Annotated in this window: 16 protein-coding genes; 3 read left to right on the forward strand and 13 right to left on the reverse strand. The window is 59.1% G+C overall.

Translation table 11 applies throughout. The features are described from left to right. Positions 1-32: 32 nt before the first annotated feature. Together betC and AC4GMC_RS10270 are read left to right on the forward strand one after the other, a co-directional pair. A complete protein-coding gene (gene betC, locus AC4GMC_RS10265) occupies positions 33-1541 on the forward strand; it encodes a choline-sulfatase (RefSeq protein WP_487878964.1) in 1509 nt (502 codons plus the stop codon). A 73-nt stretch (positions 1542-1614) separates the two neighbouring features. Next, positions 1615-4026 carry a GcvT family protein gene (locus AC4GMC_RS10270; RefSeq protein ID WP_487878965.1) on the forward strand — a complete coding sequence of 804 codons (2412 nt, stop codon included), beginning with the start codon at positions 1615-1617 and terminating at the stop codon, positions 4024-4026. Here AC4GMC_RS10270 and AC4GMC_RS10275 read toward each other — a convergent pair. The 5 genes from AC4GMC_RS10275 to AC4GMC_RS10295 all read right to left on the reverse strand — a co-directional run bounded on the left by AC4GMC_RS10275 (position 4023) and on the right by AC4GMC_RS10295 (position 9963). Further along, positions 4023-5513, reverse strand: coding sequence for an AMP-binding protein (locus AC4GMC_RS10275; RefSeq protein ID WP_487876407.1), 1491 nt, complete (start codon positions 5511-5513; stop codon positions 4023-4025). The genes AC4GMC_RS10270 and AC4GMC_RS10275 overlap by 4 nt on opposite strands. Then, positions 5510-6913: an acylating sulfoacetaldehyde dehydrogenase gene (gene sauS, locus AC4GMC_RS10280; protein ID WP_487876408.1), complete on the reverse strand. Its 1404-nt coding sequence runs from the start codon at positions 6911-6913 to the stop codon at positions 5510-5512. The genes AC4GMC_RS10275 and sauS overlap by 4 nt, the downstream gene beginning before the upstream one ends. Before the next feature lie 65 nt (positions 6914-6978). After that, on the reverse strand, positions 6979-7941 hold the full coding sequence (locus AC4GMC_RS10285) for a Bug family tripartite tricarboxylate transporter substrate binding protein (RefSeq protein ID WP_487876421.1): 963 nt from the start codon (positions 7939-7941) through the stop codon (positions 6979-6981). A gap of 46 nt (positions 7942-7987) precedes the next feature. Further along, a complete protein-coding gene (locus AC4GMC_RS10290) occupies positions 7988-8455 on the reverse strand; it encodes a tripartite tricarboxylate transporter TctB family protein (RefSeq protein WP_487876409.1) in 468 nt (155 codons plus the stop codon). Next, the gene (locus AC4GMC_RS10295) at positions 8452-9963 is read right to left on the reverse strand and encodes a tripartite tricarboxylate transporter permease (RefSeq protein WP_487876410.1); all 1512 of its coding nucleotides are present in this window, start codon (positions 9961-9963) and stop codon (positions 8452-8454) included. Before AC4GMC_RS10295 ends, AC4GMC_RS10290 begins: the two co-directional genes overlap by 4 nt. A gap of 106 nt (positions 9964-10069) precedes the next feature. Here AC4GMC_RS10295 and AC4GMC_RS10300 point away from each other — a divergent pair, with 106 nt between their 5' ends. After that, complete coding sequence (locus AC4GMC_RS10300) at positions 10070-11101, forward strand: LacI family DNA-binding transcriptional regulator (protein WP_487876411.1); 1032 nt, start codon at positions 10070-10072, stop codon at positions 11099-11101. On the opposite strand, the gene cysG is transcribed toward AC4GMC_RS10300, so the two are convergent. The 8 genes from cysG to AC4GMC_RS10340 form a co-directional block, all read right to left on the reverse strand. Beyond that, positions 11086-12477 (reverse strand): siroheme synthase CysG, encoded by a 1392-nt coding sequence (gene cysG / locus AC4GMC_RS10305; RefSeq protein WP_487876412.1) that lies wholly within the window; start codon positions 12475-12477, stop codon positions 11086-11088. The genes AC4GMC_RS10300 and cysG overlap by 16 nt on opposite strands. Continuing rightward, positions 12474-13409, reverse strand: coding sequence for a glycosyl transferase family protein (locus AC4GMC_RS10310; RefSeq protein ID WP_487876413.1), 936 nt, complete (start codon positions 13407-13409; stop codon positions 12474-12476). The genes cysG and AC4GMC_RS10310 overlap by 4 nt, the downstream gene beginning before the upstream one ends. Further along, entirely contained in the window at positions 13406-15985 is a 2580-nt protein-coding gene (locus AC4GMC_RS10315; RefSeq protein WP_487876414.1) for a nitrate reductase, read from the reverse strand. Before AC4GMC_RS10315 ends, AC4GMC_RS10310 begins: the two co-directional genes overlap by 4 nt. Continuing rightward, entirely contained in the window at positions 15982-16323 is a 342-nt protein-coding gene (nirD, locus tag AC4GMC_RS10320; RefSeq protein WP_487876415.1) for a nitrite reductase small subunit NirD, read from the reverse strand. Before nirD ends, AC4GMC_RS10315 begins: the two co-directional genes overlap by 4 nt. After that, complete coding sequence (gene nirB / locus AC4GMC_RS10325) at positions 16320-18758, reverse strand: nitrite reductase large subunit NirB (protein WP_487876416.1); 2439 nt, start codon at positions 18756-18758, stop codon at positions 16320-16322. The genes nirD and nirB overlap by 4 nt, the downstream gene beginning before the upstream one ends. Positions 18759-18833: 75 nt before the next feature. Beyond that, a complete protein-coding gene (locus AC4GMC_RS10330) occupies positions 18834-20519 on the reverse strand; it encodes an ABC transporter ATP-binding protein (RefSeq protein ID WP_487876417.1) in 1686 nt (561 codons plus the stop codon). Positions 20520-20524: 5 nt separating this feature from the next. Next, positions 20525-21598 (reverse strand): ABC transporter permease, encoded by a 1074-nt coding sequence (locus AC4GMC_RS10335; protein WP_487876418.1) that lies wholly within the window; start codon positions 21596-21598, stop codon positions 20525-20527. A 70-nt stretch (positions 21599-21668) separates the two neighbouring features. After that, positions 21669-22574: CmpA/NrtA family ABC transporter substrate-binding protein (locus AC4GMC_RS10340; RefSeq protein ID WP_488089478.1), on the reverse strand; the 906-nt coding region annotated here is incomplete at its 5' end.

A 22574-nucleotide genomic window follows, 5' to 3' on the forward strand; every position in this document is an offset into this window, starting at 1 on the left:
CCCCCTAGCGATGATCCCAAAGGGAGGCAGACATGACACAGCCAAATATTCTGATCTTCATGGTGGACCAACTCAACGGAACGCTGTTTCCCGATGGCCCGGCCCATTGGTTGCACGCCCCCAACCTCAAGCGATTGGCCGCACGCTCCGTCCGGTTTGCCAACGCCTACACCGCATCACCGCTGTGCGCGCCAGCGCGGGCCAGCTTTATGTCCGGGCAACTGCCGTCCCTGACACGGGTCTATGACAATGCCGCCGAATTCAGTGCAGAAATCCCGACCTATGCCCACCACCTGCGCCGGGCGGGGTACCAAACCTGCCTATCGGGCAAAATGCACTTCGTCGGTCCAGATCAATTGCACGGCTTTGAGGAACGGCTGACCACCGATATCTATCCCGCCGATTTCGGCTGGACCCCAGACTACCGCAAACCCGGTGAACGGATCGACTGGTGGTATCACAACATGGGGTCTGTCACGGGCGCAGGCGTGGCCGAAATCTCGAACCAATTGGAATACGACGACGATGTCGCGTTTCAGGCCACCCAAAAGGTTTATGACTACGCACGTGGATCAGATGACCGGCCATGGTGCCTGACGGTCAGCTTTACCCACCCGCATGACCCTTACGTCGCACGCAAGAAATACTGGGACCTTTACGAGGATTGCGAACACCTCCTGCCGGAGGTGAGCGACCTTGGCTATGACAACCAAGACCCCCATTCTCAGCGCATCTTTGATGCCAATGACTGGCGCAGCTTTGACCTTACGGAAGAGAATATCAAGCGCTCCCGCCGGGCATATTTCGCCAACATCTCCTACCTCGACGATAAAATCGGAGAGGTATTGGAGGCGCTGGAAAGCACCCGCCAAGAGGCCGTGATCCTGTTTGTATCAGACCATGGTGACATGTTGGGTGAGCGGGGGCTGTGGTTCAAAATGTCCTTCTTTGAAGGCTCTGCCCGCGTGCCATTGATGCTGTGCGCACCCGATATCGCCCCATGCAGCGTGACGGAGCCGATGTCCACAATCGACCTCTGCCCTACCTTGTGTGATCTGGCTGGGGTTTCCATGGATGAGGTCGCGCCTTGGACCGAAGGCACATCGCTTTTGCCATTTGCCAGAGGCGAGGTCCGCACCGCCCCCATCGCCATGGAATACGCAGCCGAGGCCAGCTACGCCCCGATGGTCGCCCTGCGTTATGGCCAGTGGAAATACACCCGTTGCACGCTGGACCCAGAGCAGTTGTTCAACCTTGATGACGACCCCCATGAGTTGACCAACCTTGCCGATAATCCCGCCCACCAAGGCACGCTGACCTCGTTGCGGCACAAGTCGGAGGCGCGCTGGGACCTGGCGCGTTTTGATGCTGAAGTCCGCGCCAGCCAAGCCCGCCGATGGATCGTCTATGAGGCCCTGCGCGAAGGTGGCTACTATCCGTGGGACTACCAGCCTTTGCGCCGCGCATCAGAACGATACATGCGCAATCACATGGATCTCAATGAGCTAGAGAACAGCAAGCGCTTTCCCCGTGGGGAATAGACAAGGATATGTCGCAAACGCGCGGGTGAGGCGCGAAATGCATCCGTAATTAGGGCGCAAAGGAGAATTTCTCATGCGGACCCATGCTCAGGCAGTTGTTATCGGGGGCGGCGTTATTGGCTGTTCCATCCTCTATCACTTGGCCAAATTGGGGTGGACCGACAGCGTGCTGTTGGAACGCGATGAGCTGACCTCTGGCTCCACGTGGCACGCGGCGGCGAACATTCACGGATTGCATGACAACACCAACATCACGCGCATCCAAAACTACACGATGGACCTGTATAACGCCCTAGAGGCCGAAACCGGCCAATCATGCGGCGTGTTTCAGCCCGGCTCACTGTATCTGGCCCAGACCGAGGCTCGCGAACACCAGCTGCGCCTGCAAGCGGCCAAAGCGAAATACTACGGCCTGCAATTCCACGAAGTCACCCGCGATGAGGCCGAGCGCCTGCACCCGCTGGTCAACTATGACGGTATTCGCTGCATCATGTTCGAACCCTCGGGCGGGAATGTGGACCCTTCGGGCGTAACCAACGCCTACGCCACCGGCGCGCGGCAAATGGGGGCCGAAATCCTGCGGTTCACCCCCGTAACCGGCACCGAGCAACAGCCGGACGGATCATGGATTGTGCGCACCCCCAAGGGCGACATCCGCACGGAATGGGTTATCAATGCAGCTGGCCTATGGGGGCGTGAGGTTGGCAAACTGGCGGGTCTTGATCTGCCCCTGCAACCGACCGAGCACCAGTATTTCGTGACCGAAACAATCCCGCAGATCGCAGGTATGGACAAACGCCTGCCATCAGTCGCGGACCGTGACGGCGAATATTACCTCCGCCAAGAGGGTCAGGGGCTTTTGGTCGGCGCCTATGAGCGCGACCTGAAATTCTGGGCCGAGGACGGCACGCCACAGGACTTTGGCCACGACCTGTTTGACGGCGATCTTGACCGGATCGAAGACAACATCATGCGTGCCATCGACCGGGTGCCTGTGGTGGGTGAAGCCGGGATCAAGCGGATCATCAATGGTCCGATGATTTGGTCACCCGACAGCAACGTGCTGTTTGGCCCCGTACCCGAATTGCGCAATTACTTCTGCTGCAACGGCATTATCCCCGGTTTCTCACAATCGGGCGGCATGGGGCTGATGGCGGCGGAATGGATCACCCGCGGCGAAAGCAGCTATGACATGTTCGCATGGGACGTGGCACGCTTTGGCGATTGGGCCGATGCAGCCTTCACCAAGGCACGCGTGGGCGATCAATACGCGCACCGGTTCTCGATCCACTTTCCCAATGAGGAACGTGAGGCAGGCCGCCCTGTGCGCACCCGCCCCGTTTATGAAATGCAAAAGGACCTCGGCGGAGTTTTTGGCCTGAACTACGGGTGGGAACACCCCGCGTGGTTCGCGGACACGCCGGGCACCAAAGACACCAACGGCTTTACCCGCCAAAACTGGTGGGCCCCAGTGGGCGATGAATGTCGGATGCTGCGCGAGCACGCAGGCATCATCGACATCTCAAATTTCGCCAAATACACGGTGCGGGGTACAGGTGCCTCTGACTGGTTAGACGCAATTTTCGCCAACAAGATGCCACGCGCCGTGGGCCGGTCCTGCCTGACGCCTCTGATCGGGGTGAACGGCGGCATCGCGGGTGATTTTACTGTGACCAAGCTGGGCGATGAGGATTTCCTCATCATCGGGTCCGGCGCGGCAGAGCGGTATCACCAACGGTTCTTTAACGCAGTCGCCCGCCCGGACACAGTCGCGTTCGAAAGCCAAACACAGGCCATGTGCGGATTTAACGTGGCAGGCCCCAAAAGTCGGGACCTGCTCGCGCGGCTCACGAACGCGGATCTGTCGACCGAGGCGTTCCCGTTCATGCGGTCCGCGCGTATCACATTGGCGGGGATCGATTTGGTCGCCCTGCGGGTCAGCTTTACCGGTGATCTGGGGTGGGAATTGCATTGCCGAACCGAGGATCAAGTGGCCCTTTATACCGCGTTGTTGGATGCTGGGCGCGACCTTGGCGCAGGCCCAGTAGGCAGCCGTGCCCTGATGTCGTTGCGCATCGAAAAGGGCTATGGCTCTTGGAGCCGTGAATATTCGCCCGAATACTGGCCACAGGAAGTTGGGTTCGAACGCCTGTGCAAGCTGGATAAGGATTTCCTCAACAAGGACGCCTATGTCGCGCTTAAGGACAATCCTGCGCGTGAGATGCTTTCGATCATCGAAGTGCTTGACGTCACCGACGCGGATGCCACCGGAGGGGAGCCGATTTTCCTTCCCGATGGGACACCTGTGGGCCGCGTCACCTCTGGCACGTACGGCTACACGGTCGAAAAATCCCTCGCCCTTGGGTTCCTAAAGGGTGTTGAGGCCGGCGCAGAAGTCGACGTAATGATCTTGGGCAAACCGCACCGTGGCGTCGTGTTGGCCGAACCACCCTTTGACCCCAAAGGCGCACGTCTGCGCGCCTAGGCCACGGGGATCAGTTCGGCTAGCTTAAGCCGCTGGATTTTGCCCGAGGGACCCTTGGGCAATTCATCCAACACATAGATCGCATCGGGCGCTTTGAACGCGCCAACCTTTTCAGCACAGAGCGTGATCAGGTCGGCGGGCTGCAACCCAGACCCCTCGCGCAGACGCACCGCCGCCTCGACCCGCTCCCCGTAGCTATCGCAGGGCCGGGAAAAAGCTGCCGCCTCGATGACGTCCCCGTGGGAATAGAGCGCTTCGTCAATTTCTCGGGGGGCGATGTTTTCACCGCCCTTGATGATCAGCTCCTTCAACCGGCCAGTGACGAAAACGTAGCCATCGGCATCCTTGCGGCCCAAATCGCCGGTGCGCAGCCAATCCCCCGCAAAGCTGGATGCCGTGGCCTCTGGATTCTTGAGGTACTCGCGCATCACATTCGCGCCGCACACGGCAATTTCGCCCTCAACGTCCGGGGGACAGGGGGTCATATCGGGCGCGAGGATCGCGACCTGATTGCCGAACGCCACCCCCGGTGAACCGATTTTACGCGGCCCTGGCGGCAGTGGGTTGGACAAGATTTGCGCCGCCGTTTCCGTCAACCCCATCGTCTCAATGATCGGGACATCGAAGCGGGCCTCAAAGGCGCGCTGCACATCGACCGCCAATGCAGACGAGGCTGATCGACCAAACCGAAGGCGTGTCCGCGTCGCGGCCTCTGGATCTGCGTCCCCATGCAACAAATGACTGATGATTGTCGGCACAACCGAAAACCACGTGGCCTGTGTACGGCCCACATCGGCCCAGAACTGACGCGCGCTAAACCGCTGCGTCACCGCCAACGAACCGCCCGACACCAAGGTGCCCATAACAGTCACGCACAAACCGTTGATGTGATAAATCGGCAGGACGCAAAAACCGCGATCCTCAGGCGTCAACGCGTGGGCGACAGCGGTTGTCCAACCACCCGCCAACAGGCTTGCGTGGCTGTGCACCACGCCCTTGGGCCGCCCTGTGGTGCCCGAAGTATACATCAGCAGCGCATGATCCTCGGGGGTGATGTCATGCAATTCCGCGTCCTCACCGGCCAGCGGAATCGCCCTAAGATGTGCGGGCTTGGCCTTCTCGAACACCTCGGCGGCCGCGGAGTGAACATAGGCCACCTGCGCCTCAGAATGCTCAAGCGCGTAGCCAATTGCGTCCGGCCCCGCCGCAAGGTTGATCATCGTCGCGCGGAACCCGCCATACAACGCCCCATAAAGCGCCAATAACCCATCCCGACCATTGGGGTGCAAGATCGCGACACTTGCCCCCTTGGCCACGCCGCGAGATGTCAGATTGCCCGCAATGGCGCGGGCCTGCATCCGCAACTCGCGCCAACCAACGGACGCGGTATCATCGGTGAACACAAACGCTGTCCCACCCGATTGCGCCCGCGCATCGAGCCAGTCGCGAACCGTTCCGCCGGGGGGCACGTCATGGCTTAGCTTCATTGGCCTGCTGCCTCCCAATACTCACCGAATATCTCCGCAAGGCTCGGCTCCCGCGGGGGGATTTCGCGGACGATTTTCGCGGTCTGCATGAAATGCCGCCAATGCAAATTGTCATCCAGTGCATTGCCACCCCATGATCCACAGCCCATCGAAAGCGAAAATGGCATTCCGTTGTTAAACGCCCCGCCTGTCGCAAAACAATGCGCTTGGTTCACGATCACCCGGCAGGTCGGAAGCCGCTGCCCCAAGGCCAAAGCGCGGCTGTCGTCAGTAGAATGCAGGCCAACCGAATGCCCTGCCCCTTGATGCGACAAAATCCGGTCGGTTACGGCAATCGCATCCTCAAAATCGCGGGCACGGTAAAGGGCCACAACACGGCTCAGCTTTTCTCCCGAAAGGGGGTGCTCAGGCCCGATGCCTGTGGTTTCCACGGCAAGAAACGCGGTCCCCTCCGGCACTTCGCCAGAAAAGCCCAAAGCAGCAAGCATCTTGTCGGCATCCTGCGCAATCACTTCGCGGTTCAGGTGACCATCTGGCCAAAGGCTGGCCAATATCCGAGCCTCATCGCGCACCAATGCGCCGCCCACAGCTGCCATCTCGGCCACAAAGGCATCATAAACCGCGTCCAACACCACCAGAGCGTTTTCTGATGAACAAGAGGTCGCGTTGTCGAACGTCTTGGACGCTTTGATCTTGGCAGCAGCTTCCGCAAGGTCGGCGGTTTCATCCACAATGACCGTCACGTTCCCTGCCCCAACCGCCAGCGCGGGCGTGCCGGAGGTATAGGCGCGTTTGACGTTGTTCTGCGAGCCTGTGACAACAATCATGTCCGTCACTTCCAGCAACCGCTGGGTTTTATCCTTGGACCCCGGCGCAGGCACCATTTGCACCAAGTCCGGTTCCTCACCGATTTTGGCAAACTCAGCATGGATATAGCCCAGCAGGACTTCGCACGCAGGCACCCCCTTGGGGGAAGGAGACAAGACAATGGCATTGCCGCACTTAAGCGCGTTGATGATGTTGTTGGCAGGCGTCGCTGCGGGATTGGTTGAGGGCACGACCGCGCCAATTACACCCTTTGGGCGGGCAATTTCGGTAATGCCGGTCACGGGGTCGTCGCGCACAACACCATGGGTGCGCGCGTCTGCGATATCGCGCATCAGACCCAACGTCTTGCGGTGGTTTTTGGTGATCTTGTCAGGCACGTTCCCAAGACCCGTCGTCTCGACCGACAACTCCGCCAGATGCGCATTGCGCCCCGGTTCCATGATGGCCCAAGCGGCTGCCTGCGCGGCACGGTCATAGCGGATTTGGCTGCCGTTGGCCTCATACTCGGCCTGCGCCGTCCGTGCGCGGGCAACGATTGCATCAACCAGCGTCAGATCATCAAGAGCATTCATGTTAGAAATCCTTTGGTCGCCGGGGCGTCGCATATATCGCGCCCCGGCTCATGGTATTGACGGGCCTACAGACCGGCCAAAAGTTCTTTTAGCGTCTGTTCGCGTGCCGCCCACATAGCCAAAACCTCATCGCGGGTCATGATGTGCATGGGCGAGCCACCGGCTTTCATTTTGCCAGCCACGCGGCCGTTGGCGAACATCTCGGGCACAACGGCCGCGAGCTTTTCGATCACCGCATCGGGCGTGCCCTTGGGCACCATGACACCGCGGAAGTTCACGGAGGAATTGTCTACCTCAAGACCCGCTTCCATCATCGTGGGCACGTCAGGCAGGAACTCGTTGCGTTCCAGATCAGCAACCGCGAGGATTTTGACGTTGCCAGCTTCGCGCGCACGAAACGCATCAGACAGGTTGTTGATGCCTGCCATCACGTCGCTTGCAATCACGGCCTTCATCGCAGCAGCACCGCCCCCTTGGGTGGGGATATACGCGATCTTCATGTCGCCTGCTTTTTCCATCTGAAGAGCCGCGATGTGGTGACCCACAAACAACCCCGCCCCCGAGGTCGTCAGTTTGCCGGGGTTCGACTTGGCAAAGTCGATCACATCCTGCAACGAATTGAAGGGGCTGTCATTTGGCACGACCAATACGGCAGGGTCCGCGCCCCAGTTGGCGATAGGCTCAAAGCTGTCAGCAGAATAGCTAACGCCGCCCTTGATCGACTGCGCAATGAAATGCGGAATGTTATAGGCACCCAACGTGTAGCCATCAGCCTCCGCCTGAGAGGCGAGCCAGTTCCAACCCACACGGCCACCCGCGCCGGGTTTGTTGATGATCGCAATGGGCATGCCCAAAGCGTCTTCATTGCCAGCGGTCATTGTCACGATACGGGCCTGAAAATCGGTCGCACCACCAGCGCCGTAGCTGACCATCATCATGATCGGACGCTCAGGATAGTTTTCATCGGCATGAGCGCTGCCGCCCAGTGCCATCAACGCCATCGCGGCGCCGGTCAGGAGATGTTTCATCATCAAGGTTTCCTCCAGTTGGGTTAAAATCTGCCGCTTTTGCGGTTCAGAATAAAACTTCTTTCGGCGTGAACACGTTCAGGAGTTGCGCAAAAAGAAGGTACATGACGGTCGAGAAAACCGCCGTGATTACGGCCCGCTTGATCCAAGTTTTGACCTCACCATGCGGGGCGGGGTCATACAGGCTCAGCAGGATGAAAAAGGCGCCCGTTGTGGCCGTGTAAAAGCCAAGGCCCTTGGCCGCCCAAAAGATATAGATCAGCGCCACCGCCAGCCCTGGCGCAAGGTTGACCATTTGCCGCGCGGATAGCCCCTCTCCGACCTTGGTCCACCCAAGGCAGGCCTTTGCAAAGGTCCAAAGCGCGAGCACGACAAAGACCGTCGATATCAACCGCGGAAACAAAAATGCCTCTGCGGGTTGGGCCGTGTAGCTGATGTAGGTCACGGTCACGCCAACGGCGGCCACGACGCCCGACCCGATGATATGCTGAACGCGCGGAAGGGAGGGGGTCATGCCATGGCCTCTTCTTTTGTGGTGTAGCGGCGGTGACGCAGTTCCATCCAACCCGAATACGCGACCGAAGCCAGAACGACCCCGATCAGAAAGATGTTCAGCGGTCCGTGGAAGAAATAAACAAACGGCCCGTCCGTCGCATTGGCGATCATGGAACCTTGGATAAAGTTGCTTTCTGCGATGGGGCCAAGGATCAGTCCCAGCACCAATGGTGCAGCAGAAAAGCCAAAGCGTTCAAGGAAGTACATCATGATGCCAAGGCTCGCCATGACATAGACATCCCCCATCGAGCTTTGGACGGAGTAGCTGCCAAACAACGCCAGCGCCAACACCACAGCCGCCATTACGCTTTGCGGAACCTGCGCCACGCGGGCGGCCAAACCTGCGACATACAGCCCAAAAATGCACATCAGGATTTGTCCGATCAGCATCGAGTTGATGAACGTCCACGCCACATCCGGGTGGTTATCAAACAGGTCGCTGCCCGGGAAAATTCCGTGGATCAACAAGCCCCCCAGCAGCACCGCTGCCGTAGGCGAACCGGGAATCGAGAGCGTCAGAAGCGGCACAAGTGACGGGCCAACCATCGCGTTGTTGGCCGATTCCGCCGCGATAATGCCCTCCGGATGGCCAGTCCCGAATTTGCTGCTCTCGCGCGAGAACTTCTTGGTTTGGTCATAGGCGACCAAGCCAGCAATCTGTCCGCCCACGCCCGGGATCAAACCGATGATCGACCCCACGGCCGTGCCAATGCCCAAAGCGCGCGGAAACTTGGTCATGGCGCGCACCGCATCGGACACTTTGTGCTTGGCCACTTCCAGCACTTCGGCACCCTCTTCTTTGCGGCCCTTTGCAAACATCGTGATCACCTGCGGGATCGCGAAAAGCCCGATCAAAGCGGCGATAATGTTAATTCCGCCTCCTAGGCTTTCATGAAAAACAAACCGCTGCGCGCCCATGATATCGTCAAATCCGATTGTCGCGAGCCACAAGCCGATGCAGCCCGATAACAGCCCTTTGACCAACGAATTCCCGTCAAGCGACCCGATAATCGTTACCCCAAGGATCGCGAGCCAGAACAAATGCGATGGACCGAACGCCAGCGCCCATTGCGCCAAAACCGGGGTGAGAAAGATCAGCAACATCACGCCAAAGACGCCCCCCACGGCAGACGACAAGAAGCTGAGTTGCAACGCTTTTGCACCCTCACCCTTTTGCGCCATGGTGTGGCCATCCAATGTCGTGGCGATGTTTGCAGGCGCCCCCGGGATCTTGAGCAAAATGGCCGAAACCGCGCCCCCCGCGACCGTTGACGTATAAGCCGCACCCAACAGAATGAGCCCTTGGGCCGCCTCTAGTTGAAAGGTGAACGGGATCAAAAGCGCCACCGCCATCGTCGGCGAAAGGCCCGGCGTCGCACCCAAAATCAGGCCGCCAATGGTTCCCACCATCAACAGCGCAAAGTTAACCGGGGTGAAAACATCACCGAAGTAGAGCAAAAATTCCATGCTTGGGCCTCCCCACCCGTCACATTGGAGGGTTCACGCTAAGGCATGAAAATAGTTTTGCAAATGTTTTCATTTTGGGATTTCCTACCCTCACCGGGAGGGCCACATGACGAAGAAACCCACGATAGATATCGTTGATGTCGCGCGCGAAGCGGGGACGTCGATCTCGACCGTGTCGCGCACCTTCAACCACCCTGATCTGGTAAAACTGACAACACGCCGCCGCGTCGAAGAGGCTGTGCGCAAACTTGGCTACATCCGCAACCGCGCGGCCCAAACCATGCATGGACGGCGCAGCGCCACCATCGGCCTTGTCGTCCCGACGATTGCCCACACCATTTTTGCCGAGGTTGTTCAAGCCTTTACCGATGCCGTCAGCGCAGAGGGTTTTACCATATTAGCCGCTTCACACGGCTACGACCTCAACCAAGAATATGCCATTTTGCGCAAATTTCTGGAGCATCGCGTAGATGGGCTCGCGGTTATTGGGCTGGAACACAACGCCGAAACATTCGCCCTGTTCAAAACCCAAAATGTCCCCACGATGTCGATCTGGAACTACAGCGACACGACCCCAATATCCTGCGTGGGCGCAGATAACCGCGCGGCGGGGGCCTTGGCCGCGCAACATATTGTTGACCTTGGCCACAAAGACATCGGCATTGTCTTTCCGCCCACCACCGGTAACGATCGCGCCCAAGATCGCCTGACGGGCGTGTTGGATACGCTTAACGCAGCGGGGATCATGCCGTGGTACAACGTCGAAACGCCTTATTCCATCTCGGCGGCGAAGGCTGCGATTTCGAACGTCTTGGCTCAACATCCCCGTCCCAGCGCCTTGATCTGCGGCAATGACGTGCTGGCTACCGGGGCGCTTTATGCAGCGCGCCGGGCTGGGCTGCGGGTGCCCGAGGATTTGTCGCTGATCGGCATCGGTGACTTCAAAGGATCGCGCGACATGGAACCCGCGTTAACCACCGTTCGTCTGCCTGCACGTGAAATCGGCACATTGGCGGGACAGCACATGGTGCAATCCATCGTCACCGACGACACAACCGTTCACCGCATCCGCTGCAACACAGAGCTGCAAACCCGCGACACCACTGGCCCTGTGCCAAGCAGCTATTCCGCCGCCTGAAGCGGCACAACGCTTGCGGCGCAGGCGCTCTTTGGCAAACGTAGGAAAATCATCGCGCCATTGGTGACGTCATGCGCCTTTAACGATGCGGCCAAAGTGGTCGCTGTGCAATCAAACCTCTGCTCATTTGCCCTTTGCGCATCTGCCACGACGGACACTTGGATCAGATCGCGCCATGGTGTTGCGTGCAACGCAGCCTCTATGTCAGACGCCGCGCGCACGCCCATGTAGACCGCAACGCAGGTGCCGGGCCGCATCAGCGGCAACCAATCTGGCGCCACGGTCCCATCCGCCAAGTGGCCCGTTGCGAACACGACTGTATCCACCTCATCGCGTGAGGTCAGGACAGTCCCACCAGAAGCCGCGGCCCCACTGGCAGCCGTAACACCGGGTACAATTTCCAGCGGCAGGCCCGCGTCCTCAACGGCGGCGATTTCTTCGGCGGCACGGCCAAAGATACCGGGATCTCCGGCCTTTAACCGCACAACGCGTTGCCCCTGACGGGCTGCGGCCACAAGGCTGGCAGTGATCTTTGCTTGGGGCCAAGTATGACATCCGGGATGTTTGCCGACATACACACGCTCCGCGTCGCGGCGGGCCAGTTCCAGCACCTCCGGGTCAATCAGACGGTCGTAGAAAATGATATCCGCTTCCTGAAGCCGCTGCACACCGCGCAACGTGATCAAATCCTTGCTGCCCGGCCCTGCCCCGACCAACGCCACACTGCCGCCCGTTTCTGCGTGGATATTGCCGGTATGGATCGCGTCTTTGATCAAGCGCGCGGCCTCCCGCTCTGCGCCACGGCCAAAGGCCTCTCGCGGGGCACCTGTAAACACCCAGCGCCACAAATCGCGCCGCGCACGAGGGCCAAGCCGGGCCGCAGCAGCCCCCCGTAACCGCCCTGCAAGGGACGCCAAATCGCCCAATCCTGGCTCTAACACTTGCTCCATCCGGGTCTTGATCTGGCGGGCTAGAACCGGTGCGGTCCCCTCAGTTCCGATGGCCACAACAACCGGGTCCCGATCCACGATAGAGGGGGTGATGGCATCGCACAGCTCTGGTTGGTCGACCACATTCACCGTCGCGCCCGCGATCTTGGCCAGATCATGCAAAGCCGCGTCCATACCGGGGCAGCCCGTCGCAATAAAACACAACGCAGTGTCCGCAAAGCTGGCCGGGGTGATTGGCCCTGCGCGCTGAATGACCCGACCCTGTGCCGCCAGTTCAGCCAATTCGGGCTCTAGTTGTGGGGCCAACACTTCGATCACCGCTTCGGTTTTCAGCATTAACCGTGTTTTTTGCGCGGCCTGTTCGCCGCCCCCCGCGATAACCACGCGGCGTCCCGCCATCTGAAGAAACATCGGAAAGGTTTTCATGCGTACACCTTTTGTTGAATGTCGCGATTGCACCAAAGGTCTTCGGCCAAGCCTTGGCATTCCTTGAGCGTTGCCTCAGCGCGCAGCCCCCAAAGCGCGAGCGCAGCCGTCCCTGTGACGGTCGTCTGTGCCTGCGCGCTCTGGAGGTCACCCCGCCAAAGAGTTCCAATATCGAATGTCATTTCCGGCTCATGCAGACGGCGCGGCTGCCCCAAAAGCGCGGGCGCCGTCGCCTGAGAATGGACCCCATCGCGCAGCCCAAACAGCGCGATATCCTTGGTGGGGTTACGCTCAAACTCTCCCCCACCACCCTTGATGATCACCAAATCTTGCTGGCCCAACATCTTGGCGGCGCAGGCCTGAAGGCTGCGGTACGACGGGTGAAATACCCCCTGCACCGAAACCCGCGCCCCCGACGGGTTCCACATCCGCAAAACCGTGTTCCAGCAGGAGCGCAGACCAAACGCATCCCGCAGCCGCAGGATGCGAAACGCCTCGGGGCAAAGCGTTTCAAGCGGGCTGTAACGCACCTGTGGGCCTGCGTGCTCCAATGCCTCCCGCACACTCGCGGCCGGCATTTGATTCGAATTCCACCCATGCATCGAAACCGAATATCCGGCCTGCGCCACCAAACGTGCAGCCAGCAAAAACAGGGGCGCCCCCCGGGTTCGACCCGCCGCATAGCTGGGCCAATCCAGGTCCGCTTTTGGCAACACGCCAGTGACATGGGCCCGTAACGCGGCCGTAAATCCCGCGATTTCATCAGGCACTTCGCCCCTTAGCCGCAGCACCATTAACAGGGCGCCCACCGCTTCGGGATCCGCCTGTCCGTTAAGGATTATGGCCATGGCATCGTGCGCCTCTGATAGTGTCAGGGGCCGCGCGCGACCCTGCCCACGGGCCACGATCCGAACGTAGGGTGCGATGCTCATTCTGCAGCCATCGGCAGGGTCGCCGCGTGTAACAATGCGGCGAGTTCCGGCTTGCACGAGCCGCAGTTGGTGCCCGCACAGGTTTGCGCGCCCAAGGCGGCGACCGTCGTGGCCCCACCCCGCACCGCCGCCAGCAACGTGTTGCGGCCCACGTTGAAACACCCGCACACCGTGGCGCCCGGATCAAGCTGACCCACCGCAGGGCGCCCGGCCAAGATCTGAAACGGATCGGCTTGCGTCCCGATAAGGGCCACCACATGGCTACGCGCCAAGGCGATCGGCTTGGGTCCTGCGAAAAACACGCCCATCAATATGTCCGATTGGGTGAATGAGATTGCTGTCGTACCGGTCCGTTCATCCGTCATGATGGCCGCTGTCGCCTCGGTACAGCCGGTGACACGGCGGGCGGTGTCTTCCCAATCTTGGGGCAGGCAACGCCCGGCCAATTCCATCTGCCAACCGGTTCGCGTGCGAGCCACGGCGCTGTAAATCTCACTTGGGTGCATTTCAGTCTTGCTGGCGGCAAAACCGTACCAAGCCGCCGCGAATTTGCGCAATTCTACCGCGCCCGTTTTGGACGCAGGCTGGCCCGAGACCGGATCAACCTTTGGGCGGACAAGGCTATTGATCGTGCCGCTCGGTGCCTTTTGACGGGTCCAATGCATTGGCGCAAACACCTGCCCCGGTGTGGCGCGCGGCGTGATCAATGCCCGCAGAATCCCGTCCCCATAGGTATTCTCAATCGCAACCAAATCCCCTTGGGCGACGTCGATCTCTGCCGCGTCTAAGGGGTGTATTTCAAGATACGGCTCCGCAAGATGCGCCCCAAGACGCGGCGCTTTGCCGGTGCGTGTCATGGTGTGCCATTGGTCCCGATTACGGCCAGTATTCAGCGAAAACTGTGATCGTTTTGTGCGTTTGGGGGCCGCCACGGGCAGCATCTTGGCCCTGCCGTCTGCATGATAAAACCCGCCTTCTGCAAAGAACCTTGCGCCATTGCGCGGCCATTGGGTCGGCATCAGATTGGCATAGTCCACGTCCGAAAATACGCTTAGGTCTAGGTCGCGGCGGAAACCACGGCTTGCTTGACCAAGGGCAATGTATTCGGCGAAAATCTCAGCCGGACTGGTATAGTCAAACCCCGAAAACCCCATGCGCCGCGCGACATCGGCCATGATGTCCCAATCGGGCCGACATTGCCCCGGCGCAGGTAAAAATGCGCGCTGGCGTGAAATCCGGCGCTCCGAATTTGTAACGGTCCCGTCCTTTTCGCCCCACCCCGTGGCGGGCAGCAGCACGTCCGCCATGTCGCCCGTATCCGTGCGTGCCATAATGTCCGACACGGCAACAAAGGGCACGTTTGCAATGGCGTCAGCCACGCGGTTCGCATCGGGCAAGGACACAGCTGGATTCGTCGACATAATCCACAACGCCTTGATGTCGCCGCGCGCGCAGGCATCGAACAGGTCGACCGCTTTAAGGCCCTGATGATCGCTGATTGTTGGGCTGTTCCAGAACGTTTGAACCGTGTCGCGGTGTGCGGCGTTTTCGATATCAAGATGGTTGGCGAGCATATTCGCCAAACCGCCGACCTCACGCCCGCCCATTGCATTGGGTTGACCCGTCGCCGAAAGCGGACCGCAGCCTGGCTTGCCGATCCGACCCGTCGCGAGATGACAGTTCAGGATCGCATTTACCTTGTCGGTCCCGCAGGACGACTGGTTAACGCCTTGGCTATAGAGAGTGACGACCTTTTCGGTGCCGGTCCAGGCCCTGTAGAATGCCTCCAATTCAGCCGGGCTGAGGCCAGTGTCGACCGGGTCGCTCAGCCGTGCTGCGGCCACGGCATCTGCGTAGCCATTAATGTATGCATTAATGTATACATTATTCTGAGCTCTCTGATCAGCGATATAGGCAAGCAACCCGTTGAACAGTGCGATGTCGCCATCGGGCGCAATATTGAGGTGCATGTCCGCGAACTCAGAGGTCGCCGTGCGCCGCGGATCGATGTTGATGATCTGCAAATTGGGGCGCATCTTCTTGGCCTCAGTGATGCGCTGAAAGAGCACCGGATGGCACCACGCGAGGTTGGAGCCCACAAGCACGATCAGGTCGGCTTCCTCCAGGTCCTCATAGGTTTGTGGCACGGTGTCCGAGCCAAACGCCCGCTTGTGCCCGGCCACCGAGGACGCCATGCAAAGCCGGGAATTCGTATCGATGTTCGCCGAACCGATGTAGCCCTTCATCAGTTTATTCGCGACGTAGTAATCCTCGGTCAGCAATTGGCCCGACACATAAAACGCGACGCTATCGGGGCCGTATGTGTCTATTGAGGTTGAAAATTTCTCAGCCACTTGGCCCAGCGCTGCGTCCCAGCTTGCTGGCACGCCATCGACCATCGGCGTAAACAAACGGCCTTCGAGGTCAATGGTTTCCCCTAACGCCGAACCCTTGGAGCAAAGCCGCCCATAGTTGGCCGGGTGGTCCGGATCGCCCTGAATGGTGCCGTCTGGTCCGGCCAAAACCCCGCAGCCAACGCCGCAATAGGGACAGGTGGTGCGCGTGAGTTCGGTCATTCCGCCGCCACTTTCCGCGACCGAAGGAAGGTAGCATCAAGCAAGATGCGCCCCTGCTCAACCCGGGCGGGGTAGGTCGCGACTTGCCCCTCATCCGCGCCCTGCGCTTGGCCCGTTTCAAGCGAGATGACCCAATTGTGTAGAGGGCATGTCACCGCGAGTCCGTGCACAATGCCTTCGGCCAATGGCCCCCGCTTGTGCGGACATGCATTATCGAGGGCAAAGACCTCATCCGCGCCGGTTCGAAACACCGCGACGCAGCCATGGGCGGTTTTAACCATGCGCGCACCACGTTTTGGGACATCATTCAGGGCGGCAATATCGATCCAATTACTCATTCCGCAGCCTCCAATGATAAGTCGGCAAGCGGCTGGTATTGCTGGGCTCTTGTTGCGGCATGTTCTGCCCAAGGGTCCTTGCGGTAGATGGACTGGCTGAGCTCAAACCGCTGCACGAGGGCTTTGCGGTTTTCCAAGTTGTCCACGACCTGCTCGGTTATCCAGTCTAAGCCAACCTTGGCCATCCACTTATAAATCCGATCCAGATACTTACCGCCTTCACGGTACAACTGTGTCACGGCGCAGATAACGTCGATCACCTCTTGCTCGGTCGCGACCTGAACCAACAGTTCGGTTTCCTTGACGTCCATGCCCGCCGCGCCGCCGATTGAGATTTGATAGCCGCTGTCAACGCAGACAACACCGATGTCTTTGCACGTCGCCTCGGCACAGTTTCGGGGGCAGCCAGACACGGCCAGTTTAAGCTTATGCGGCGTCCATGACCCCCATAGGATTTTCTCTAGCTGGATGCCCAAACCGGTCGAATCCTGTGTGCCAAATCGGCAATGGTCCGTTCCGACGCAGGTTTTTACGGTGCGCAAACCCTTGGTATAGGCATGCCCGGAAACCATGCCCGCTGCGTTAAGATCTGCCCACATTGCGGGCAGATCCTCGCCGCGCACACCAAGCAGATCGATCCGTTGGCCGCCCGTCACCTTGACCGTTGGTACGTCATATTTGTCCGCCGCATCGGCGATGGCACGCAATTCGGCGGGGGTTGTAATCCCGCCCCACATCCGAGGGACGACCGAAAAGGTGCCGTCTTTTTGGATGTTGGCGTGTTTACGTTCGTTAATGAAGCGTGATTGCGGATCGTCGCGATATTCTAGTGGCCAATCCGCGAGCAGATAAAAGTTGAGCGCGGGTCGGCAGACATGGCATCCACAGGGTGTTTTCCAACCGCAGGCCTGCCACACGGCAGCCATGGAAGTCAGCTTTTGGGATTTGATCATGCGGCGCACGTCTTCGTGGGACATATCGGTGCAGCCGCAAACTGTGGCAGCAGAGGGGGCGACGAAATCGTCGCCCAATGTGGCGGCAAGGACCTGTTCGACAAGCCCCGTGCAGCTGCCGCAAGACGCGGATGCCTTGGTCGTGGCCTTGATGGCCCCTATGTCGGCCGCGCCTGCCGCGATCGCGTCTTCGATGGTTCCTTTGCACACGCCGTTACAGCCACAAATTTCCGCTTCACGCGGTAAGGCTGCAACGGCTAAGAGCGGGTCCACAGAGCCGCCTCCTTGAAACGCGGGGCCAAAAATGACGGTTTCTCGCATCTCGGTGATGTCGGTTTTGTCGCGAATGAGGCCAAAGAACCAATTGCTATCGGCGGTATCACCATACATCACGCAGCCGATCAGTACGCTGTTTTCTATGACCAAACGGCGGTAGACTCCGCGCGATGGGTCACGAAAGACGATATCCTCTCGGCCCTCTGCATCCGCAAAGTCGCCCGCCGAAAACAGGTCACAACCTGTGACCTTGAGCTTGGTCGAGAGGTCTTTTTGCACGAACGCCGCCGGTTCGCCCAACAGCGTTGCCGCCGCGACCTTGGCCTGATCATACAGCGGCGCCACAAGGCCAAAGATCGCACCATCATGTTCCACACATTCACCAACGGCCAGCACATCGGGGTCAGATGTGACCATCTGATCATCTACGTGGATGCCCCGACCAACGGCCAACCCGGCGTCCTTGGCGAGCGCCACATTGGGGCGGATGCCAACAGCCATAACCAGAAGATCACACGGGAGCTCGGTGCCATCGTCCAGCAGCAAGGCACGGACATGACCATCTTGACCGAGTATCTCTTTGGAGTTAGCGGCGCATTTGACGGTGATGCCCTTTCCAACCAGCGCTTTGCGCAGCAAGAAGCCTGCGGCCTCGTCCAGTTGACGTTCCATCAGCCATGGCATGATATGCACCACAGTCACGTCGACCCCACGCGCGGCCATGCCTGCGGCGGCCTCTAGGCCCAATAGCCCGCCACCTATGACCACCACCTTGGACCCTTGGCCCATGGCCATCATCTGCTCGGTGTCTTCAAGATCGCGGTAGGCGATGACACCCTTTAAATCATGGCCCGGAAGCGGGATCATGAAGGGATTGGAGCCTGTGCCGAGCACCAATTTATCATAGGGAATAACGTCGCCATTTTCCGCCGTAAGCGTTTTGGATGCGCGATCAATCTGGGCCACGCGTTCGCCAAAACGGCAGGTGACATTGTGCGCGGCATAGAAAGCCGCATCATGGGTTACGATTTCTTCATAGGTCTTATCGCCGCTCAAAACCGGGCTAAGCATGATGCGGTTGTAGTTTCCGCGCGGCTCGGCGTTGAACAGAGTGATATCGTACGCCGCAGGCGCGGCCTCTACGAGGTGCTCAATCACACGACCAGAGGCCATGCCCGCACCAATAATGACAAGTTTTTCAGCCATTTTTGCTTCCTTTTATGGCGCCCAACGTGGGGTGAACGCAGGGCCAAACACGCGACAGGGTTGCACGGGGACAGATCACTCTGCAGCCACGGCTTTGGGTTTGTCTGGCGTTGGGGATGCCGTTTTCGACGTGTTGCCGTGTTCATATTCCTCGAGGAAATCGAGAACCTCTTGGCGATAGGTGTAGTAGTCTGGATGCTCCAACAGCGCCTTGCGGGTTCGGGGGCGCGGGAGGTTCACATCCGTGATTTTACCAATGGTCGCTTGGGGGCCGTTGGTCATCATAACGACACGGTCCGCGAGCAAGATGGCCTCATCCACGTCGTGGGTCACACAGATCGCAGTCACTTTTGTGCGCGACCAGACCTCCATGAGGACTTCTTGCAATTCCCACCGGGTCAGGCTGTCGAGCATACCGAACGGCTCATCCAAGAGGAGAAGTTTGGGCGACAACGCAAAGGCGCGGGCGATCCCCACACGTTGCTTCATGCCGTTCGAAAGGTCCGAGGCTTGCTTGTCCATACTGTCAGCAAGGCCCACGCGTTCGAGGTAGTATTCAACCACATCCTGACGTTCGGCCACCGACGCCTTGGGGTAGACCTTGTCCACGCCAATCGCGACGTTTTCCTTGGCGGACAGCCACGGGAACAGGTTGGGCGACTGGAACACCACGGCGCGTTCGGGGTCTGCGCCCTGCACGTCCCAGCCATCAAGACGTATGTTACCCTTTGATATCGGGTTAAGACCTGCGGCCATGGTTAACACGGTCGATTTTCCACAGCCTGAGTGCCCAATGAGTGAGATAAACTCCCCTTTTTTGACCTTCAGGTCGAAGTCCTCAACCACAGTCAGGGGGCCTTTGGGTGTGGGGTAAACTTTGTGCAATTCACGGAAGGTTAGATACGCATCATCCGGGCGGATGGATTGCGACACCTCGGCGACAGCCTTGGGAACACTATGAATGGGTGTGACGTTGGGCAGAAGTTTGGTGCCCTCAACCTTTGCTTCGATCCCCGCATCCATCAGGTAACGGGTCACGTCGGCGCGCAATTTCTTGAAGGCCGCGTTATGGTTCATCTCCATCCGGTCGCGCGGGCGCGGCAAGCTGACGTTGAACTCTGCGCCCAGCGTTCCATCGGGGTTAAGCGCAATGATCCGGTCCGCGAGGATGATCGCCTCATCCACATCGTTGGTGATAAGAACGCAGGTTTTTTTGTCTTTCTCCCAGATATGCTCAATCTCATCCGCGAGGTTTGCCCGGGTGAGCGCATCAAGTGCGGACAGCGGTTCATCTAGCAGCAACATCTCGGGCGACATGGCCAGCGCACGGGCCACGTTGACCCGTTGACGCATGCCCCCGGACAATTCCGCAGGACGGCGGGTCGCAGCATGGCTTAGGCCGACCATCTGCACGTAATGATCCACTTTGGCCTGCTTTTCCGCTTTGCTCAGGCTTGGAAACATCGTCTCGACCGCGAGCATCACGTTACCGTTCACTGTCAGCCACGGCATCAGTGAGTAGCTTTGAAAGATCACGCCACGTTCGGGCGACGGCTCAGTTATCGGCTTGTCCTTAAAGGTGATCTCACCCGATGTTGGCATCTCAAGACCCGCCATCAGATTGATCAGCGTCGTCTTGCCCGTGCCTGAAAACCCGAGGAGCACGAGGAACTCGCCCTCCTCTACGCCAAGTGTGATGTCCTTGAGCACGGGCGTTTCGCCATAGCCTTTTGAGACGTTCTTGAACTGCATCATACCCATGCCGATCACCGATTGTTCGAGAAGGTAAAGGCGGATTGCAGGGCGTACATCAGCCGGTCCAGCAGGAAGCCGATGATCCCGATGGTCAGCACCGCGACCATGATCCGTGCCAGCGATTGACTTGAGCCGTTTTGGAATTCGTCCCAGACGAATTTGCCCAAGCCCGGGTTCTGCGACAGCATTTCAGCCGCAATCAGAACCATCCACCCCACGCCAAGCGACAGGCGTAGACCGGTGAAAATCAGGGGCAGCGCCGAGGGTAGGACGAGTTTTACGATCTTGGTGTAAGTGTTCATTTTCAACACCCGCGACACAGACACGAGATCCTTGTCGATGCTAGCCACACCCAGCGCCGTGTTGATCAACGTCGGCCAGAGCGAGCAGAGGGTCACGGTGATGGCCGACACGAGGAACGATTTTTCGAACCATCCATCGTTGTTGGTATAAAGCGCCGAGACGATCATCGTAACGATCGGCAGCCATGCCAGCGGCGACACCGGTTTGAATATCTGGATCAGTGGGTTGAGTGCGGCGTTTGCAGTGACCGACAGGCCCGCCGCGATGCCCAGCGGGATTGCGATAATCGAGGCGATCAAAAAGCCAAAAAACACGGTTTTGATCGAGGTCCAGATTTGATCATAGTATGTTGGTTTGCCCGTATAAATCCGTTCACGAACGCGGTCCTCACGACCCTCTGCAATGAGGGCAGCGTTGCGTTCATCTTGGCGAACGTAGAATGCAGCTTCCTTTTCCTTTTCGCGCTGCACATCGGCATGCAGGACGCCCACCTGTTCCCACACCTCCGCTGGTCCGGGCACAGCCCCGAGCGAAGTTTGGACCTTGGGCGCGAGGGTTCCCCAAGCGGCCAGAAACAGAACGATGGCCAAAACCGGCACACCGGCCAGACGCCAAATGTCTTTGATTTGCGCCTTTGGATTATCGCCAGCAGCGGCGCGCAAGATCGGGGTCACCCAGCCAAGGCCAAGCACGATGAGATAGGCGTCTGCCTTGTTGATGCGCGTGAAACGACGCGCGCGGCGGGCTTCGGCATCAAGTTGGGAGGGATCGATAGCTGTCATTGCAGAGGGTCCTTTGGCGGGAGGAAAAGATCACCCGCCCTGCGCAATCACGGGGCGGGTAAGTGCGGCTCTAGCCTTGGATTTTGTTGTCGATGATCATCTGATCGCCCTTTAGCCCGATGGGCAGGCTTTGCAGGTAGGCGTTGGGCGCGCGGCCGTCATAGGCGATGCCGTCGATAATATCTGCGGCGGGGGTCGGTGCCTTGAACCCGTCGCTGTCCCATGGAAAGTCGGCCTCATTCGCCATGCCATCGTCCACCAACATGCGCGCGGCCTGTAGGTAGATATCAGGGCGATAGACGGATTTGGCGGTATCCATGAACCATTCGTCGGACTTTGGTTCAGCGATTTGGCCCCACCGGCGCATCTGAGTCAGGTACCAGATCGCGTCGGAATAAAACGGATAGGTCGCGTTATAGCGAAAGAACACGTTGAAGTCAGGTTGGGGCCGGGTGTCGCCTTTTTCGAACTCAAAAAATCCGGTCATAGAGTTCGCGATCACGTCGTAATCCGCGCCCACGTATTCCGAGCGAGACAGGATTTCGACAGCATCGGGGCGGTTGGCGTTTTCGTTTTCATCCAACCAGATCGCCGCGCGGATCAGCGCCTTGGTCAATGCGATGGTGGTGTTTGGGTTTTCTTCCGAGAATTCCTTGGTGATGCCAAAGACCTTTTCGGGGTTGTTTTTCCACAGTTGATAATCGGTGATGACGGGCACGCCGATGCCCTTGAACACGGCCTGCTGGTTCCATGGCTCACCCACGCAGTAGCCAAAGATCGTGCCGGCCTCCATTGTGGCGGGCATTTGTGGTGGGGGTGTCACGGACAGCAGGACATCTGCCCCGATTTGGCCCGTCACGTCATCGGGCGAATAGTAGCCTGGCTCCAACCCGCCGGCCGCAAGCCAGTAGCGCAGTTCGTAGTTGTGGGTCGAAACGGGGAACACCATGCCCATGTTGAAGGGGATGCCTTGGTC

This window comes from Thalassobacter sp., from assembly GCF_982993085.1.

Bases quoted from the DNA above. Each gene is read 5' to 3' on its own strand.
- betC (WP_487878964.1), top strand. From the start codon at position 33: ATGACACAGCCAAATATTCTGATCTTCATGGTGGACCAACTCAACGGA.
- AC4GMC_RS10270 (WP_487878965.1), top strand. From the start codon at position 1,615: ATGCGGACCCATGCTCAGGCAGTTGTTATCGGGGGCGGCGTTATTGGC.
- AC4GMC_RS10275 (WP_487876407.1), bottom strand. From the start codon at position 5,513: ATGAAGCTAAGCCATGACGTGCCCCCCGGCGGAACGGTTCGCGACTGG.
- sauS (WP_487876408.1), bottom strand. From the start codon at position 6,913: ATGAATGCTCTTGATGATCTGACGCTGGTTGATGCAATCGTTGCCCGC.
- AC4GMC_RS10285 (WP_487876421.1), bottom strand. From the start codon at position 7,941: ATGAAACATCTCCTGACCGGCGCCGCGATGGCGTTGATGGCACTGGGC.
- AC4GMC_RS10290 (WP_487876409.1), bottom strand. From the start codon at position 8,455: ATGACCCCCTCCCTTCCGCGCGTTCAGCATATCATCGGGTCGGGCGTC.
- AC4GMC_RS10295 (WP_487876410.1), bottom strand. From the start codon at position 9,963: ATGGAATTTTTGCTCTACTTCGGTGATGTTTTCACCCCGGTTAACTTT.
- AC4GMC_RS10300 (WP_487876411.1), top strand. From the start codon at position 10,070: ATGACGAAGAAACCCACGATAGATATCGTTGATGTCGCGCGCGAAGCG.
- cysG (WP_487876412.1), bottom strand. From the start codon at position 12,477: ATGAAAACCTTTCCGATGTTTCTTCAGATGGCGGGACGCCGCGTGGTT.
- AC4GMC_RS10310 (WP_487876413.1), bottom strand. From the start codon at position 13,409: ATGAGCATCGCACCCTACGTTCGGATCGTGGCCCGTGGGCAGGGTCGC.
- AC4GMC_RS10315 (WP_487876414.1), bottom strand. From the start codon at position 15,985: ATGACCGAACTCACGCGCACCACCTGTCCCTATTGCGGCGTTGGCTGC.
- nirD (WP_487876415.1), bottom strand. From the start codon at position 16,323: ATGAGTAATTGGATCGATATTGCCGCCCTGAATGATGTCCCAAAACGT.
- nirB (WP_487876416.1), bottom strand. From the start codon at position 18,758: ATGGCTGAAAAACTTGTCATTATTGGTGCGGGCATGGCCTCTGGTCGT.
- AC4GMC_RS10330 (WP_487876417.1), bottom strand. From the start codon at position 20,519: ATGGGTATGATGCAGTTCAAGAACGTCTCAAAAGGCTATGGCGAAACG.
- AC4GMC_RS10335 (WP_487876418.1), bottom strand. From the start codon at position 21,598: ATGACAGCTATCGATCCCTCCCAACTTGATGCCGAAGCCCGCCGCGCG.